13 protein-coding genes are annotated in these 17,604 nt (G+C 69.3%); 8 read left to right on the forward strand and 5 right to left on the reverse strand.

Features of this window, described 5'->3' with window-relative positions; genetic code table 11:
- Positions 1-583 precede the first annotated feature (583 nt).
- From ACWDKQ_RS04155 to ACWDKQ_RS04165, 3 genes are read right to left on the reverse strand one after another with little or no spacing between them, the layout of a single operon-like run.
- Positions 584-1,483 carry a glycine betaine ABC transporter substrate-binding protein gene (locus tag ACWDKQ_RS04155; protein WP_450137287.1) on the reverse strand — a complete coding sequence of 300 codons (900 nt, stop codon included), beginning with the start codon at positions 1,481-1,483 and terminating at the stop codon, positions 584-586.
- A gap of 26 nt (positions 1,484-1,509) precedes the next feature.
- Positions 1,510-2,406 (reverse strand): ABC transporter permease, encoded by an 897-nt coding sequence (locus tag ACWDKQ_RS04160; protein WP_450137288.1) that lies wholly within the window; start codon positions 2,404-2,406, stop codon positions 1,510-1,512.
- Positions 2,399-3,448, reverse strand: coding sequence for a quaternary amine ABC transporter ATP-binding protein (locus ACWDKQ_RS04165; RefSeq protein WP_450137367.1), 1,050 nt, complete (start codon positions 3,446-3,448; stop codon positions 2,399-2,401). Before ACWDKQ_RS04165 ends, ACWDKQ_RS04160 begins: the two co-directional genes overlap by 8 nt.
- 559 nt (positions 3,449-4,007) lie before the next feature.
- On the opposite strand from ACWDKQ_RS04165, the gene mshC reads away from it, so the two are divergent.
- On the forward strand, positions 4,008-5,243 hold the full coding sequence (gene mshC / locus ACWDKQ_RS04170; RefSeq protein WP_450137289.1) for a cysteine--1-D-myo-inosityl 2-amino-2-deoxy-alpha-D-glucopyranoside ligase: 1,236 nt from the start codon (positions 4,008-4,010) through the stop codon (positions 5,241-5,243).
- Positions 5,244-5,340: 97 nt separating this feature from the next.
- Here the strand turns inward: mshC and ACWDKQ_RS04175 are convergent, their stop codons facing one another.
- On the reverse strand, positions 5,341-6,219 hold the full coding sequence (locus ACWDKQ_RS04175; RefSeq protein WP_450137290.1) for a PAC2 family protein: 879 nt from the start codon (positions 6,217-6,219) through the stop codon (positions 5,341-5,343).
- A gap of 312 nt (positions 6,220-6,531) precedes the next feature.
- Here ACWDKQ_RS04175 and ACWDKQ_RS04180 point away from each other — a divergent pair, with 312 nt between their 5' ends.
- From ACWDKQ_RS04180 to ACWDKQ_RS04210, 7 genes are all read left to right on the forward strand, one after another.
- Positions 6,532-8,898, forward strand: coding sequence for a lysylphosphatidylglycerol synthase domain-containing protein (locus tag ACWDKQ_RS04180; RefSeq protein WP_450137291.1), 2,367 nt, complete (start codon positions 6,532-6,534; stop codon positions 8,896-8,898).
- 99 nt (positions 8,899-8,997) lie between these two features.
- Positions 8,998-12,543, forward strand: coding sequence for a methionine synthase (gene metH / locus ACWDKQ_RS04185; RefSeq protein WP_450137292.1), 3,546 nt, complete (start codon positions 8,998-9,000; stop codon positions 12,541-12,543).
- Between the two features lie 101 nt (positions 12,544-12,644).
- Positions 12,645-13,349 (forward strand): HAD family hydrolase, encoded by a 705-nt coding sequence (locus ACWDKQ_RS04190; protein ID WP_450137293.1) that lies wholly within the window; start codon positions 12,645-12,647, stop codon positions 13,347-13,349.
- A complete protein-coding gene (locus ACWDKQ_RS04195) occupies positions 13,349-14,323 on the forward strand; it encodes a homoserine dehydrogenase (RefSeq protein WP_450137294.1) in 975 nt (324 codons plus the stop codon). The genes ACWDKQ_RS04190 and ACWDKQ_RS04195 overlap by 1 nt, the downstream gene beginning before the upstream one ends.
- Positions 14,324-14,414: 91 nt before the next feature.
- Entirely contained in the window at positions 14,415-14,678 is a 264-nt protein-coding gene (locus tag ACWDKQ_RS04200; RefSeq protein WP_450137295.1) for a phosphoribosyl-ATP diphosphatase, read from the forward strand.
- Between the two features lie 35 nt (positions 14,679-14,713).
- Positions 14,714-15,562 (forward strand): ATP phosphoribosyltransferase, encoded by an 849-nt coding sequence (gene hisG, locus ACWDKQ_RS04205; RefSeq protein WP_450137296.1) that lies wholly within the window; start codon positions 14,714-14,716, stop codon positions 15,560-15,562.
- 201 nt (positions 15,563-15,763) lie between these two features.
- Positions 15,764-16,609 carry a VOC family protein gene (locus tag ACWDKQ_RS04210; protein WP_450137297.1) on the forward strand — a complete coding sequence of 282 codons (846 nt, stop codon included), beginning with the start codon at positions 15,764-15,766 and terminating at the stop codon, positions 16,607-16,609.
- Between the two features lie 47 nt (positions 16,610-16,656).
- Here the strand turns inward: ACWDKQ_RS04210 and ACWDKQ_RS04215 are convergent, their stop codons facing one another.
- Positions 16,657-17,547, reverse strand: coding sequence for a RecB family exonuclease (locus ACWDKQ_RS04215; protein WP_450137298.1), 891 nt, complete (start codon positions 17,545-17,547; stop codon positions 16,657-16,659).
- Between the last annotated feature and the right edge of the window lie 57 nt (positions 17,548-17,604).

Below are 17,604 nucleotides of genomic sequence, written 5' to 3' on the forward strand. Positions count from 1 at the left end.
ACTGAACCTGATCAGACTCGACGCTTGGTGGAACAGCCACCCGCTCGACCGGACCCGCACCAGCCACCTCGCCCGCCTCGAACTCAGCCTGGCAGCCTAAACCAATTAACCACCAGGATCGGTGGAGACCCTGCTGGTTAATTTCGGCGCGGTGTTGGGGCTGTTTGGGAAGGTGCGGGCGTGAAGCGAACGGAGCTTCCGTTCGTGTCGTCTATCGAGGTGAACAGCCCCGGGCTCACAACTGATGAACGGGGCGAACGGACCGTTCGTGTCGTCTACCGAAGCGAACAGGCCGTCCACCACACCCCGGTTGGCGAGGCAGAACCGGACCACTCCCGCGGTGAAACCAGCCCCTCGAAGAACCTCGCCCTCAACTCTCCAGAAACCACGATCCCCGCAACTCCCTGAAATCCAGGGTGTTGCGGGGATCGCTAGAACCCGCCCCGTCTATTGGCGTGAACGGTCCGTTCGCTTCAACCAGCAGCTGCGGCTTACGTAGGGCGATCGACGGAATCCGGAAACCCCAGTAGCAGCAACGCGGAGGCCGGTGGTCGCGCCCACCGGCCTCCCGCTCGCCGTTGGCTCAGGGGGTGAAGAAGTTGGCCACCACGGCCTGGTTCTCCGACGCCCACTTCCGCGCGGCGTCGTCCTCCTTGCCCTTCTCCGCGCTGTTGATCGCGTTCTCCAGCGACGCGAGCTGGACGTCGTCCAGCTTGAACTTCTTCACCATCTCGGTGACCTCGGGGAAGTCCTGGCTGAAGTTCTTGCGGCCGATCGCGTGGACCTGCTCGGCCTTGCCCATCGCACCCAGCGGGTCCTGGAGGTCCTTGATCGGGTAGCGGGCGTAGGCCCAGTGCGGGTGCCACAGCGTGACCACGATCGGCTTCTGGTCCTTGGTCGCCTTCTCCAAGGAGGCCAGCATCGCGGTTGTCGACGAGGTCTGCAGGGTGTACTCGCCGGTGAGCCCGTAGGCCGGGATCGCGCTGTCCTTGGTGATGCGGGTAAGCCCGGCGCCCGGGTCGATACCGGTGATCACGCCCTTGAACTCCGGGCCCCTGCCCTTGAGGTCGGCGATCGAGTTCACGTCGGTCATGTACTTGGGCACCGCGATGTTCAGCGTCGCCTGGTCGTACCAGACGTTGAGGTCCTCCAGCTGCGGGCCGTACTGCTTCCAGTAGTCGGCGTGCGTCTGCGGCAGCCAAGCGTCCAGGAACAGGTCGATGTTGCCCTGCGCGAGCCCGGCGTACATCGGGCCGGCCTCCAGCTCCTGGGTGTTGACCTTGTAGCCCTTCTGCTCCAGCAGCACCTTGTAGAGGTGGGTGACCGCGATGTCTTCGTCCCACGCGATGAAGCCGATGTTGATCGCCTTCGCCTGCTGGCCGGTCTGCGCCGAGCGACCGCCGCACCCCGCGGCTACCGCCACCAGGGCGACCAGCGCGGCGAGGAGAGCGAGAAGACGTCTTGATCTTCTTCCGGTGAACATTCCTGCCCTGCCTTTCTGCGAAAACCTCATCCGGTCCGGGCCGCCTTACGCTCCGCCCGCGCGACCGGCGAGCGGTCCGAGAGCACGGCGGTGATCCGGTCCAGGTAGACCGCGAGGATCACCACCGACAGGCCGGCCTCGAAGCCCAGGTCCAGCTGGACCCGGGTGACCGCCTGGTAGATGTCGGTGCCCAGCCCCGGGGCGCCGACCATCCCCGCGATGACCACCATCGATAGCGACAGCATGATTACCTGGTTGATGCCCGCCATGATCGACGGCATCGCAAGCGGCAGCTGGATGCCGGTGAGGATCTTGCGGCTCGGTGCGCCGAACGCTTCACCCGCCTCGACTACCTCCTTGTCCACCTGCCGGATCCCCAGCTCGGTGAGCCGGACCGCCGGCGGTAGCGAGAAGATCACGGTCGCCACTACGCCCGGCGTCTCCCCGATGTTGAAGAAGATGATGGCCGGGATCAGGTAGACGAAGGCCGGCATGGTCTGCATCAGATCCAGCACCGGCCGCACGACCATGCGGACCCGCGAATTGCGCGCCGCCAGGATCCCCAGCGGGACGCCGATCAGCACCGCGATGACGCTGGCCACCAGCACCAGCGAAAGGGTCTCCATCGCGGCCTGGAACTCCCTCATGCTGGCGATCAGCCCGAAGCCGATCAGGCTGAACAGCGCGAACCGCCAGCTGCGCAGCCAAAGCGCCAGCGCGGTGAACAACAGCACCATGACCAGCTCGGGCAGGAAGGTCAGCGCGTAGGTCAGGCCCGACACCGCCGAGACCAGCACCAGGGTGATGAAGTCGAACACCGGGCCGATGTTGCTCTCGAGCCAGTCGACCAGGGCCTTGAAGGAGGCGCCGACGGGGATCCGCGGCAGCTCGAACTGGGCGGCGTGCAGGAACGCATTAGACATCGGAGGCCTCCTCGATCTCGGCGCGTTCGCCGTCGCCAGCCGCCGGCGCCTCCCGGCACAGTGCCCTGAACACCGCCGTCGGCGTGACCACGCCGACCACCCGCTGCTGCTCGTCGACCACGGGGACCGGCACCGCGCGGGCGCTCATCCGGGCGAACAGGTCCGCCATCGGCGTGTCGGCGGGCACCGGATCCTCCCCGGGAGGGGCGTTGCCCTGCGGCTCTGCGATAGACGCCGCGGTGAGCACCCGGCTGCGGTCGACGTCCTTGACGAACGTGGCGACGTAGTCGTCGGCCGGCTCGTTGAGGATCTGCTCGGCGGTGCCGATCTGCACGATCCGCCCCGCCCGCATCATCGCGATGCGGTCACCGAGCCGCATCGCCTCGTTTAGGTCGTGGGTGATGAAGATGATGGTCTTGCCGAGCTTGGCGTTGAGGTTCAGCAGCTGGTCCTGCATCTCCCGCTTGATCAGCGGGTCCAGCGCGCTGAACGCCTCGTCCATCAGCAGCACGTCCGTTTGGGCGGCCAGGGCGCGGGCGAGTCCGACGCGCTGCCGCATACCGCCGGAGAGCTGCTGCGGGTAGCGGTCCTCCCAGCCCTCCAGGCCGACCAGGCTGAGCGCCTCGCGCGCCTTCTCCGCGATCTCGGACTTGCTCGTGCCCCGGATCTGCAGCCCGTAGCCTGCGTTGTCCAGCACCGTTCGGTGCGGGAACAGGGCGAAGTGCTGGAACACCATGCTCATCTTCTGCTGGCGCATCGCCCGCAACGCCGGGGCGGACATACCGGTGATGTCCTCGGCGTCGACGAGCACCTGGCCCGAAGTGGGGGTGAGCAGCCCGTTGAGCATGCGGATCAGCGTCGACTTACCGGAGCCAGACAGCCCCATCACGACGAAGGTCTCGCCCTCTCCGACTTCGAACGATGCGTCCACCACCGCGGCGGTGGCACCCGCCGCCTTGATCTCTTCCTGGTCGGCTCCCGCCTCCAGGCGGCGTACCAGCTCCGTCGGCTGTGGCCCGAAGATCTTGTAGAGCCGCTCCACGCGTACCGATGTCACCGATCGCCTCCACCTGCTTCGCCGGAGCCGGATGGTTTCACCCGGGTACCGGGGTCTGCGCGAATTGTCGGTTCTCCGCCGATCAACTCGCCATGTCGCGGATTCGCGTTTGCGTCCTTTCGTATGGGCCTTGATCATACTTAGCGGGATGCCCATGTCCAGCCATTCGAGTGAAGATCTGTGTGCGCCACAACTGTCCGATTTGACTTTTCAGTCCGGTTGAACGAGCCGTTATCGAGCCTCTGACGTGCGAATATTAGACTTCTAAAGTGAATAATCCCACTTCGGCGCCGGCGTTGCGAAGGGACGAATTCGGACGATCAGAACGGATGGTTCCGCGTTGATTCGTCCGATTTTTCCGCTCGGCTAACTGATCTTTTGGCGGCCAGGTCCGGTTAATTACCAACCTAAGTATGGCTTACTTCGACAAGATTTTTTTTGCACTCGATGCGGAGTCGGGAAGTCGCCGATCCTCCCACCATGTGATACGGCCGATGGTCCGGTCGGGGGCGTCCGCCCGCCCCGGACGTTTAAGGTCGGATACATGCAACCCTGGTCATCGGTTCCCGTGCCTCAGGTGCCGGGCACACCCAGCCCGCTGCACCTCTTCGACACCGCTGCCGGTGAGGTCAGGCCCACCGAACCCGGGTCCGTCGCGAGGATGTACGTCTGCGGCATCACGCCGTACGACGCGACCCATCTCGGCCACGCCGCGACGTACCTGGCGTTCGACCTGATCCACCGGGTTTGGCTGGACAACGGTCACCAGGTGCACTACGTGCAGAACGTCACCGACATCGACGACCCGCTGCTGGAGCGCGCCGAGCGGGATCGCGAGGACTGGATCGTGCTCGCGATGCGCGAGACCGCGCTGTTCCGCGAGGACATGGAGGCGCTGCGGGTGGTGCCGCCGGCAGACTTCGTCGGCGCGGTCGAGTCCATCCCGGAGATCGTCGAGGCGGTCGGCAAGCTGCTGGCCTCGGGTGCGGCCTACCGGGTCGACGGCGAGCACCCCGACATCTACTTCCGGCACCAGGCCTCCGGCAACTTCGGCTACGAGTCCAACTACGACGAAGCGACCATGCGCGCCTTCTTCGCCGAGCGCGGCGGAGACCCCGAACGGCCCGGCAAGGAGCACCCACTGGACGCGCTGCTGTGGCGGATGGCCCGCGACGGCGAACCGTCCTGGGAGTCTGAGCTCGGCGCCGGTCGACCGGGCTGGCACCTGGAATGTTCGGTGATCGCGCTGAACCGGCTCGGCCTCGGTTTCGACGTCCAGGGCGGCGGCTCGGACCTGATCTTCCCGCACCACGAGTTCAGCGCCGCGCACGCCGAGTCGCTGACCGGCGAGTTCCCGTTCGCCAAGCACTACGTGCACGCCGGGATGATCGGCCTGGACGGCGAGAAGATGTCGAAGTCCAAGGGCAACCTGGTGTTCGTGTCCCGGCTGCGCGGTGACCGGGTGGACCCGATGGCCATCCGGCTGGCGCTGCTGGACGGTCACTACCGCACCGACCGGTCGTGGACGGATGACGCGCTGATCAACGGCTCCGCGCGCCTGGCCCGGTGGCGGGAGGCCATTGCGCTGGATGCGGCTCCGGCAGCGCAGCCGGCCGTCGCACGGCTGCGCGAGCGGCTGTCCGACGACCTGGACACCCAGCAGGCGCTGCGCGCGATCGACGCCTGGGCCCACGAGGCGCTGACCTCCGGCGGCGCCGACCGGGGCGCGCCGCAGCTGATCCGCACCGCCGTCGACGCGCTCCTCGGCGTCGAGCTCTGAGACCGCTGATCGACACCGAGGCGAACGGAAGCCGGGATCCCGGCTTCCGTTCGCCTTTTCGCTGTCCCTTTTCTGTGCGGCTGGCCCTGGCTGCCGGTCAGCCGGGGCCGGGACCCAACGGGCCCTTGCCGCCGGGCCCGCGGCGGCGCAGATAGCGCTCGAACTCCGCCGCGATCGCGTCGCCGCTGGCCTCGGTCAGCTTGACCTCGGCGTCCCCGCGCTCCTCCAGTGCGCGAACGTAGTTGCGAACGTCCTCGTCTTCCTCCGCCATCTCGCTGACCGTCTGCTCCCATTCCTCGGCCTGCTCCGGCAGGTTGCCGAGCGGAACCTCGACGTCGAGCGCGTCTTCGACCCGGTGCAGCAGCGCCAGGGTCGCTTTCGGCGACGGTGGCTGCGAAACGTAGTGCGGCACCGCCGCCCAGAACGAGATCGCCGGGATCCCGGCCTGCACGCAGGCGTCCTGGAAGACCCCGACGATCCCGGTCGGGCCCTCGTAGCGAGAGCGCTCCAGGCCGTACCGGGCCGCCGAGTCGGTGTCGTAGGCCGCGCCGCTGACCGGCACCGGCCGGGTGTGCGGAGCGTCCGCGAGCAGCGCTCCGAGGGTGACCACGGTGCGGGCCCCGATCCGCTCGATCTGCTCCACGAGTTCGGCGCAGAACGCCCGCCAGCGCATGTTCGGCTCGATGCCGTGCACCAGCACCACGTCGTGATCGCAGCCGGGCGGGCGGCAGACCGTCAGCCGGGTGGTCGGCCAGGAGACCTGGCGGGTGATGCCGTCCACCAGCTTCACCGTCGGACGGGTGACCTGGAAGTCGTAGTACGGGTCCGGGTCGATCTCGCTCAACGGCGTCGCGTCCCAGATGAGCTGGAGGTGCTCGATCGCGGAGCTGGCGGCGTCGCCGGCATCGTTCCAGCCCTCGAATCCAGCTATGACGATGGGGCTCTCAAGCTGGGGAAGGTCTTGCTTGTCGCTCACGCGAACCTCCCTCCGAAGCTACGGCGCGATCGCGGCGGTTGTGTAAGCCCGCCGTTCCAGCCCTCGAAAGCGCTGACCACGATCGGATCGGTCAGTTGGGGCAGTTCGGCGCGCGGTTGTGCGGTGTTGTGTGCGTCGCGATCGGTCACGGCGCCAGCCTACGACGCCACGCCGACGTGAGCGCCCGACATCCGTGCACCGCTCATGACCGTCCGGGCACCACCGGTTGCCGGTTTGACGTGAGGTTTCGGTGGCAAGACCCTTTACCCAAGTCACCGTGGGTGTCAGCGGAGAAGGAACCCGATCTAACAAGTGGACAGCACCGGATCGCCAAGCGAGGGGACTGGGATATCCCCGAGGTCCCGGCTGCGGTTGTCGATCGGCCGCCGCCCGGCGGACCTCGCCAAGCTGCTCGTCGCCGGCGGGCTGCTCACGCTGAGCGTGCTGCTGGTGCTGGTGCCCGCCAACCCCGTCGAGGTGGCGATCTACCAGCAGTTCGCGCGGATCCCGGCGATCTCCGATCCGGTGTGGGTGGTGCTGGGCTGGCTCGGGAGCTGGGCCGGGATCGCCGGGGTGACCGCAGTGGCGATGTACTTCGGCTGGATCCGGGTTGCGCTGCTGTGCGCGGGGTCGGGCGCGCTGACCTGGGGCCTCGCCCAGGTCATGCACCAAGTGCTGCCCGCCCGGGCGGTGCCCGCGCCGATCTTCGAGCCGCCGGGTGGATTCCCGTTCCCCGCCAGCGAAGTGGCCATCGTGACGGTGCTGGCGGTGGTCGCCGCGCCCTACCTGGGTAGGCACGCGCGGCGCGTCGGCTGGGGGCTCACCGTGCTGGTAGGCGTGGCCGTGGTCCACCTGGGTGTCCAGCTGCCGCTGGACACGGTGGGTGGCGCGCTGCTTGGTTGGGGCGTCGGGATGCTCTGCCACCTCGTCTGGGGAGCACCCGGGCGGAAGGTCTCCGAGAAGGTGATCTTCGGCGAGTTGGAGCTGGCCGGGCTGGAACCGGTCTCGATCGTCGCGTTGCGGCACCGGCTGCTTGTGCCGCGCGAGTTCGCGGTGCGGACCGGGGACGGGCGGACGCTGCGGGTGAAGGTGGTGCGGCGGATGAGCCGCCGCGCCGGGCCCTGGTACAAGATCAAACGGTTGCTCACACTGCTCGACGTCCAAGACGAGCCGCGGCTGTCGACCCCGCACCACGAGGTGGAGCACGAGGCCTACGTGACGCTGCTGGCCGAGCGGGCCGGTGTGCGCACCCCGCAGGTCGTGCTGGCCTGCGACGTCAAGCACGCGCCTGCGCTTCTGGTGGTCGGGCAGGTGCGCGGACGCAGGTTGTCGGAGATGCGGGGCGAGGACATCGACGACGAGCTGCTGGCGGCGATCTGGGCGCAGTTCGCGGCCCTGGCCGGGGCCCGCATCGCCCACCACGACCTGCGCGCGAAGAACATCCTGGTGGACGACGAGAACCGGCCCTGGCTGCTGAGCTTCACGTTCAGCCATGCGGGTGCGGACGAGGCGCGCTGCGCCCAGGACCTGGCCGAGGGGATGCTCTCGCTGGCGACGGTGGTCGGCACCGAGCGCACGGTGTCCACCGCGCTCCGCGCGCTGTCCGCCGAGCAGCTCGCGGCCGCCCTGCGGAACCTGGTCCCGCTGGCGCTGCCCCGGCGGATCAGGAACCAGGCACCGCACGGCCGCTTCCTGCTGCCCGAACTGCGCGAAGTCCTGGCCGACGGGTTGGGCCTGCCCATCCCGGGGTTCCGCTCGCCGGTCCGCCCGATCACGGTGATCGGCCTGCTGCTCATCGCCGCAGCCGTCTACCTGCTGCTCCCGGAGCTGTCCAGCATGGGCGCGGTGCTCACGGCGGTGCAGCACGCGAACTGGGTCTGGTTGGGCGTGGCGGTGGCGACCGGATTCCTGGCGATCCTGCTGTCGTCGATCTCCGTGCAGGGTTCCAGCCGGGTTCCGCTGCCGTTCTGGCAGACCCTCCTCGTGCAGGTGGCGGCTGCGTTCACCGGGCGCACCACGCCCAGTGGTGCCGGGTTCTTCGGCATCAACGTGGTGTATATGGAGCGGCTCGGGCTGCGGCGGCGGGTGGCGGTCGGGGTGACGCTGCTGAACCAGGCGGGCACCGGAGCGGTGGCGTTCGTGGTGGCCGTGTTCGGGGTGTTCGCGGTCGGGCTGTCCGGGACGTTCACCAGCCTCTCGATCCCGACCGCCTGGCCGGTGGTGGTCGCCGCGGTCGCGGTGCTGGTGGTCGCCGCTGTGGTGGTGGCCTCGCCCTTCGGCCGCCGCCGGATCGTCGCACCGTCGGTGGAGGTCGGGCGCGAACTGCTGGAGACGCTGCGCCACCCGGTGCGCGCGCTCCAGCTGTTCGGCGGCGCGCTGGGCTACCTGGTGGTCTCGGGCCTCGGCCTGGCGGCCTCGCTGGCCGCGCTGCACCCGGACTTCTCGTGGGTGGCGGTGACGGTCGTGTTCATCATCGGCAACACCCTCGGCCACCTGGTGCCCTCGCCCGGCGGGCTCGGCGCCGTCGAGGCGGTGCTGCTGGCCGGCCTCGGCGCCATCGGGGTACCGGCGACCGCGGCGATCACGGCGGTGCTCATCTCCCGCCTGCTCACCTACTGGCTGCCCGTGCTCCCCGGCATCCTCGTGTTCCGCTACCTGCAACACCACGGCGTGATTTGAGGGAGCCGGGTACCACAGCCCCACTGGTCACCACGACAGGCCACCAGCCGGTACCACAGTGTGGGAATCTGGTTGGCCGCCGCTCGTACGCTGATTGGTATGCCGCATTCTCCCTGGTCACCCCTGCTGGAGGCGCTGGAGCGCCGAGTCCTCGTCGCCGACGGCGCGATGGGCACCATGCTGCAGGAGGTGCCGCTGGGGCTCGACGATTTCGCGGGGCTGGAGGGGTGCAACGAGATCCTCAACGCCACCCGCCCGGACGTGGTGCGCGACGTGCATCGCGGGTACCTGGCGGCCGGGGCGGACGCCATCGAGACCAACACCTTCGGCGCGAACCTGGCCAACCTCGGCGAGTACGGCATCGCCGAGCGCATCCGCGAGTTGGCTGAGTGCGGCGCGCAGCTGGCGCGGGAGTGCGCCGACGAGTTCGCCACCGTCGAGCAGCCCCGGTTCGTGCTGGGCGCGATGGGGCCGGGCACCAAGCTGCCGACGCTGGGGCACGTGGGCTTCCAGGCGCTGCGCGACGCCTACGAGGAGCAGACCGTCGGCATGCTCGACGGCGGGATCGACGCGGTTCTCGTGGAGACCTCGCAGGACCTGCTGCAGACCAAGGCGTCGGTGCTGGCCGCCAAGCGCGGCATGGGGCGGGCCGGGCGGCGGGTGCCGATCATCGCGCAGGTGACCGTGGAGACAACCGGCACGATGCTGCTGGGCACCGAGATCACCGCCGCGCTGACCGCGCTGGAGCCGCTGGGCATCGACCTGATCGGGATGAACTGCGCCACCGGGCCGGCGGAGATGAGCGAGCACCTGCGGCAGCTGGCCAAGCACTCGCGCGTGCCGCTGTCGGTGATGCCCAACGCCGGGCTGCCCGAGCTCGGGCCCAGCGCAGCGGTGTACCCGTTGACCCCGGAGGAACTGGCCGAGGCGCTCGCCGAGTTCGTCACCAACTTCGGTGCCCGCCTGGTCGGCGGCTGTTGCGGCACGACCGGCGAGCACATCCGGCAGGTCGTCGAGGCGGTGCGGGAACTGGACCCGCCGCCGCGCGAGCCGCGGCCCGAGCCGGGCGTCAGCTCGCTGTACCAGGCGGTGCCGTTCGACCAGGACGCGTCGGTGCTGGTGATCGGCGAGCGCACGAACGCCAACGGCTCCAAGGCTTTTCGCGACGCGATGCTGGCCGGTGACTACGACGACTGCGTCGAGATCGCCAAGGCCCAGACCCGCGACGGCGCGCACCTGATCGACCTCTGCGTGGACTACGTGGGCCGCGACGGGACCGCCGACATGGCCGAGCTGGCCGCGCGGCTGGCCACCGCCTCGACTCTGCCGGTGATGCTGGACTCCACCGAGCCTCCGGTGCTGCGCGCCGGGCTGGAACGGCTTGGTGGCCGGTGCGTGGTCAACTCCGTCAACTACGAGGACGGCGACGGCCCGGACTCCCGCTACCGGCGGGTCGTGGAGCTGGTCCGCGAGCACGGCGCGGCGGTCGTGGTGATGTGCATCGACGAGGACGGACAGGCCCGCACCAAGGACTGGAAGCTGCGAATCGCCAACCGGATCATCGACGACTTGACCGGCAACTGGGGGTTGGCGGAGTCGGACATCATCGTCGATACCTTGACCTTCCCGGTCTCCACTGGCCAGGAGGAGGTGCGCCGCGACGGCATCGAGACCATCGAGGCGATCCGCGAGCTCAAGCGAACGCGCCCGGAAGTCCGCACCACGCTGGGGGTTTCGAATGTCTCTTTCGGACTGAACGCGGCGGCCCGGCAGGTGCTGAACTCGGTGTTCCTCAACGAGTGCCGGGAAGCGGGGCTGGACACCGCGATCGTGCACGCCTCGAAGATCCTGCCGATGAACAAAATCCCGGACGAGCAGCGGCAGGTCGCGCTCGACCTGGTCTACGACCGGCGCCGCGACGGCTACGATCCGCTGCAGCGGCTGATGGAGCTGTTCGAGGGCCAGACCGCGAAGTCCAGCCGTGCCTCGCGCGCCGAGGAACTCGCGGCGCTGCCGCCCTACGAACGGCTGGAGCGGCGGATCGTCGACGGCGAGCGCAACGGGCTCGAAGCGGATCTGGACGTGGCGATGGCGGAGAAGCCGCCGCTGGAGATCATCAACGAGAACCTGCTGGCCGGAATGAAGGTCGTGGGCGAGCTGTTCGGTTCCGGGCAGATGCAGCTGCCGTTCGTGCTGCAGTCCGCCGAGGTCATGAAGGCCGCGGTCGCCTACCTGGAGCCGCATATGGAGAAGGAATCCGCCGGCGGCAAGGGAACCCTGGTGCTGGCCACGGTCAAGGGCGACGTGCACGACATCGGCAAGAACCTCGTCGACATCATCGTGTCAAACAACGGGTACAACGTGGTCAACCTGGGCATCAAGCAGCCGATCGGCACGATCCTGGACAGCGCGCGGCAGCACGGCGCGGACGCCATCGGCATGTCCGGGCTGCTGGTGAAATCCACGGTGATCATGAAGGAGAACCTGTTGGAGATCAACGCCAGGGGAGTGGCCGAGAAGTTCCCGGTGCTGCTCGGTGGCGCGGCGCTGACCCGGTCCTATGTGGACAGCGACCTCGACGAGCTGTACGAGGGCGAAGTGCGTTACGCCCGCGATGCCTTCGAGGGCCTGCGGCTGATGGACTCCATCATGGCTCGCAAGCGCGGCGGCGTGGTGGTTGCGGACCGGGCCGAGGAGGCGAAGAAGGCCGAGCGCAGGGCCCGCCGGGAACGGTCGCTGCGGATCGCCGAGATGCGCAAGGCACTGGTGGAGGAACCCGCGCCGGTGAGCCGCTCGGACGTGGCTGCCGACGTTGCGGTGCCGACGCCGCCGTTTTGGGGGCGGCGCGAGGTGCGCGGCGTGCCGGTCGGCGAGTACGTCGCCTACCTGGACGAGCGGGCCACCTTCCTCGGCCAGTGGGGGCTGCGCGGCGCGAAAGGCGGTCCGTCCTACGAAGAACTGGTCGAGTCCGAGGGGCGCCCGCGGCTGCGGTACTGGATGGACGAGCTCGCCACCGAGGGGATCCTGCAGCACGCGGCGCTGGTCTACGGCTACTTCCCGTGCGTGTCCGAAGGTGACGACCTGGTCGTGCTGGAAAAGGACGAGGCGGATGCGCCAGAGCGCTACCGCTTCGCCTTCCCCCGGCAGGCCCGCGACCGGCACCTGTGCCTCGCGGACTTCTTTCGCTCGCGGGAGCGCGCCGAGGAGTCCAGGCAGGTGGACGTGCTGCCGTTGCAGCTGGTCACGATGGGCCAGCCGATCGCGGACCACGCCAACGAGCTGTTCGCCCGCAACGCCTACCGCGACTACTTGGAGCTCCACGGCCTCGGGGTGCAGCTCACCGAGGCGCTGGCTGAGTACTGGCACCGCCGCGTCCGCCAGGAACTGCTGTTCGCCTCCGGCGTCCCGGTGGCGGCTGATGATCCGTCCACAGTGGAGGAATTTTTCCGGCTCGGCTATCGCGGCGCGCGCTTCTCCCTGGGTTACGGCGCTTGCCCGAACCTGGAGGACCGCGCCAAGATCGTCGACCTGCTGCAACCGGAACGGATCGGCGTGACCCTCTCCGAGGAGTTCCAGCTGCACCCGGAGCAGTCCACCGACGCGATCGTCGCTCACCACCCGGAAGCCAAGTACTTCAACACCTGATCTGACGAGGGATTGAACACTTTCGCTGGGGGAGGTCGGGCCCGGGGTGCTGTACTGGAGGCGGCCTTGGCCCAAACTCCTCCCGGAATGGAGAATCCCGAGTGACCCGCGACGCCGGTCAGACCTCGCCCGCCGCAGTGCTGTTAGACATGGACGGCACCCTCGTCGACTCCGAGAAGTTGTGGACCATCGCGCTGGGCGACTACGCAAGGCATCGTGGGGGCGTGCTCACCGACGCCACCAGGGAGGCGATGGTCGGCTCCAACATGACGCGCAGCATGCGGATGTTGTTGGCCGATGTTGGGATTGCGGACACCCCGGAAGAAATCAGCACTGCCGAGGTCGACACGGCGGCGGAGTGGGTCGCGGCCCGCATGGAGGAGCTGTTCGAGCAGGGCCTGCCGTGGCGGCCGGGCGCGCAGGAGGCGCTGCGCGAGGCCCGCGAGCTGGGCATCCCCACCGCGCTCGTGACCTCCACGATCCGGTCCCTGACTGAGCTCGCGCTGGAGACCCTCGGCCGCGGTTCGTTCGACCTGACGGTCTGCGGCGACGAGGTGGACGGCAAGAACAAGCCCGACCCCGAGCCGTACCTGAAGGCCGCGCGACTACTCGGCGTGGACCCCGCGGACTGCGTCGCGATCGAAGACTCACCGACCGGCGTGGCCTCGGCGGAAGCCGCCGGCTGCCTGGTGATCGCCATACCGTGCGAGGTGCCGCTGCAACCCGGTCCGCACCGGGTGCTGTGCGACTCGCTGGCGGACGTGGACTTCGCCGCCCTCGGCGAGCTGTTCGTGCGAGCGGCATAATGATCGAAGTCCCGATCCTCCTCGTCGGGTACGGCCCGGTCGGACGCGAGTACGTCGAACTCGTCCGGCTGCACCGCGCGCAATGGCGCGACCAGTACGGCGCTGACCTGCACGTGGTCGCCGTGCGTGGTCGCAGCTCGCAGACCGAAATCGCCGACGCCGTGCCGCCCCGCGAGCGGTGGGCTCCCGCAGAGGAGGTCACCGAACTGCTCGCCCGAACCGGTGCCCGGGTGCTGGCGCAGGCTGTGCCTTCCGACGGCGGTGAGCAGCCCGCGCTGGATGCATTGCAGGCGCTGCGGCAAGGCGCGGACGTCGTGACCGCGACGAAGTCGCACCTGCTAACGCACTGGCGGCAGCTCGAGGAGACCGCGCGGCGGGCCGGGCGGTCGGTGCGGATCTCGGGGGCCACCGGGGCCGCGATGCCCGCCGGTGACCTGGCCCGATCGGTGCTGCGCGGCTTCGACGTCCGCGCCGTGCAGGGCTGCCTGAACGGCACCGCGACCTTCGTCCTCGACCGGATCGCCGCTGGCCGGGAGCTCGCCGGGGCGGTCGCCGAAGCCCAGCGGCTCGGCATCGCCGAAGCCGATCCCACCGCCGACCTCGCCGGCAAGGACGCGGCGACCAAGCTGCGGCTGCTCACCGGCCTGCTGTGGGGCTGGGACCCGGCGGATACCGCGGTCGAAGCGGAGCCGATCCGAGAACCGCTGCCGGCCGCCGCCGACGGGCATCGGCTCCGGCAGGTCGCCGGCGCGTCGCGCGACGAGCCCGGCTTGGTCCGGGTCGAGCTGCGCGCCGAGCCGGTGGCTGGCCCGCTCGGGGCGTTGGTCGGGCCGGAGAAGGCGGTGCGCTACGACTGCGGCGACGCCGGAGCGGTGGCCGTCACCGGCGGCCGGTCGAGCCCGCGGGGCGCCGCGCTGGCCATGATCAAGGACACGCTGGGCTCGGCACTGGAGGCGACCACCGGGTTCCGGTGAGGTGGCCACCAGGTGACGCGTTGTAGTGGAACCCGCGAACGATCGGGTCCGCCGTCGAGTTCGGCGACCCGGGATGCAAGGATCGTGCACTGTGAAGACCTTCGACGAGTTGTTCGCCGAACTGCAAGAACGGGCCCGTACCCGCCCGGAAGGCTCGGCGACGGTAGCCGCGCTCGACGCCGGGGTGCACACCCAGGGCAAGAAGGTCCTCGAAGAGGCCGGCGAGGTGTGGATCGCCGCCGAACACGAATCGGACGAACAGCTCGCCGAGGAGATCTCGCAGCTGCTGTACCGGCTGCAGGTCATCATGCTGGGGCGCGGACTGTCCCTCCAGGACGTGTACCGCTACCTGTGAACCCGACCCAGGAATAACCGAGGAGATCGAGTCCCATGCTGCGTGTGGCTGTGCCCAACAAGGGCACGCTGGCCGGTCCCGCATCCGAGATGCTCGCGGAAGCCGGGTACCGGCAGCGCCATGAGCAGCGGGACCTGACCGTCCTGGACACCGCCAACAACGTCGAGTTCTTCTTCCTGCGCCCCAAGGACATCGCGATCTACGTCGGCTCCGGCGAGCTCGACCTGGGGCTCACCGGCCGCGACCTGGCCCGCGACTCCGGCGCGCCGGTCGAGGAGCGGCTCGCGCTCGGCTTCGGCGGGTCCACGTTCCGCTACGCCGCCCCGGCGGGCCCGCACGAGTGGACCGTCGCGGACCTGCAGGGCAAACGGATCGCGACCTCCTACCCGAAGCTCGTCGCCAACGACCTCGCGCAGCACGGCGTGACGGCCGACGTCATCCGGCTCGACGGCGCGGTGGAGATCTCCATCCAGCTCGGCGTCGCGGACGCCATCGCCGACGTCGTCGGCTCCGGCCGAACGCTGCGCCAGCACGGCCTGGTGGCCTTCGGCGACCAGATCTGCAACTCCGAGGCGGTGGTCATCCAGCGGCGCGGCTCGGACGAGGAGCAGGCGAAGAACCAGCTCATCGCCCGGCTGCAGGGCGTGGTGTTCGCCCAGCAGTACGTGATGCTGGACTACAACTGCCCGCGCGAGCTGCTCGACGACGCCACCAAGGTGACCCCGGGCCTGGAGTCGCCGACCATGTCGCCGCTGGCCGACGACCGCTGGGTGGCGGTGCGCGCGATGGTCTCCCGCAAGGAGGCCCCGGCGATCATGGACCGCCTCGCGGCCGTCGGCGCCAAGGCGATCCTGTCGTCCGACATCCGCGCCTGCCGCCTCTGACGGCTGCGCTGAAGGAGCGAACGCCATGGCCCCCGGCCCACCCTGCGGGGTTGGGACGGGTGGCCATGGCTTTTTCTCGCGCGGTTGTCCGAAAAGCCGGGATGCTCCACCAGATTGTGATCTGACTGCCCCACCGGGCCGCACGCGTTGCGGATAATGGGGGGTCTGGACGATCTTGAGCGACCCGGGTGGGGTGACGAAATGGCCGTCGTGGTACCGGGGAAAACCGCGCCGCGGTGGGAGCTCTACGAGGGAATGCCCTGCTGGATAGAGCTGATCACCACGGACCTGGAACGGGCCCGCGAGTTCTACGCCGGGCTGTTCGCCTGGGAGTACGAGACCCACAGCGACCCGGTCTCAGGCGAGCATGTGATCGCCCTGCACGAGGGGTTCCCGGTGGCGAGCCTGCGCGCCGCCTCCGGCGACGAGTCGCGGTGGCGGCTCTACCTGGCCACGGCGGACTGCGCGGAGTTCACCGAGCGGGCCGTCAACCACGGCGCCGTCGTGACCGTTGCGCGCAACCACGTGCCCCGGTTGGGCACCAAGACCGTGCTGGTGGGGCCGGCCGATGCCGAGTTCGGGCTGCTGGAACCCGAGGAGTCCTGGCAGTTCGACGTCGGGCTGCCAGGCACCCTGATGTGGGCCGAACTGGTCACCATCAAGGCGCAGACCGCGGACAACTTCTTCCAGGAGCTGTTCGGCTACAGCGCCGAGCAGTTCGGCACCGAGCACCGCTCGGACTACTCGGTCTGGTATCTCGGCGACGAATCGGTGTGCGCCCGGGTCAGCATGATCCGCGAGTTCATCACGGAATCCACCCGGCCGCACTGGCTGCTGTACCTCGGCGTCGACGCGGAGGTCGGCACCGACGCGCTGTTGCGCAACGCGATCACCCTCGGCGGCCGCGTGCGGGTGGACCCGTACGACTCCAGCATCGGCCGCGTCGCGGTTCTCCGGGACCCCACCGGCGCCCGCTTCGCGGTCATCGACCCCACCCAGGCCGGTGACTTCGGCACCGCCGCCAACTACGACCCCTACGAGGACTGAGCCCCGGGGGGCGCGGTTTCGGTTGGAACTGCGGTCCCGGGGTCCGGTCAGTCGGTGCGGTCGAGGACGGATTCGGGGCCCGGGTCGGGCTCCGGCCAGCCCGGGTATGGCGGCGGGGTGCCGCCGAAGGCCGGGCACAGCGGCTTGTGGTCGCAGTAGTCGCACAGGCGACTCGGATTCGGCCGGAAGTCGCCGGTCTTGCCCGCCCGCAGGATTGCCTGCCAGATCGCCTCCAGGGTGCGCTCGAAGCGGCGCAGTTCCGTCTCCTCCGGCGTGTACGCCAACCGCTGCTTGCTGGCCAGGTACATCAGCAGCAGCTGGCGCGGGATCTCGCCGCGGGTGCGCCACAGCACCAGGGCGTAGAACTTCATCTGGAACATCGCCTTGGCCTCGCCGATCTCCCGGGGCGCTGCACCGGTCTTGTAGTCGACCAGCCGGATCTCGCCGGTCGGGGCCACGTCGACCCGGTCGATGAACCCGCGCAGCAGCACCCCGGAGTCCAGCTCGGTCTCCACCCGCAGCTCACAGGCCTCCGGCTCGAGCCGCTGCGGGTCCTCCAGCTCGAAGTAGGCGTCCAGCAGCGCATTCGCCGACTCCAACCAGCCCGCCAGCTCCGGGTCGTCGGACCCGTCGAACAGCTCGCCCAGCTCGGGCTGCTGCGCGAGCAGCTCCTCCCAGGCCGGCTGCAGCAGCGCCCGCGCCTGCGCCGGGTCGCGCTCGGCCGACGGCAGCCCGAACAGCCGCTCCAGTACCGAGTGCACCACCGTGCCGCGCACCTGCGCCTTGGTCGGCGTTTCCGGCAACCGGTCCACGGCGCGGAACCGGTACAGCAGGGGGCACTGCTTGAAGTCGCTCGCGCGGGACGGGGACAGCGCAGGACGCCTGGTCCCGCCGTCTTGGAGCGTCCCGCCTGTTGCCGCCTGCGCTGATTCCGCCATGGCCCGAAACCCTAAACGAGCGGGCCGACACGCGATCACCCCCCGCACGGATCACAA

The organism is Saccharopolyspora sp. NPDC000995 (assembly GCF_053599315.1).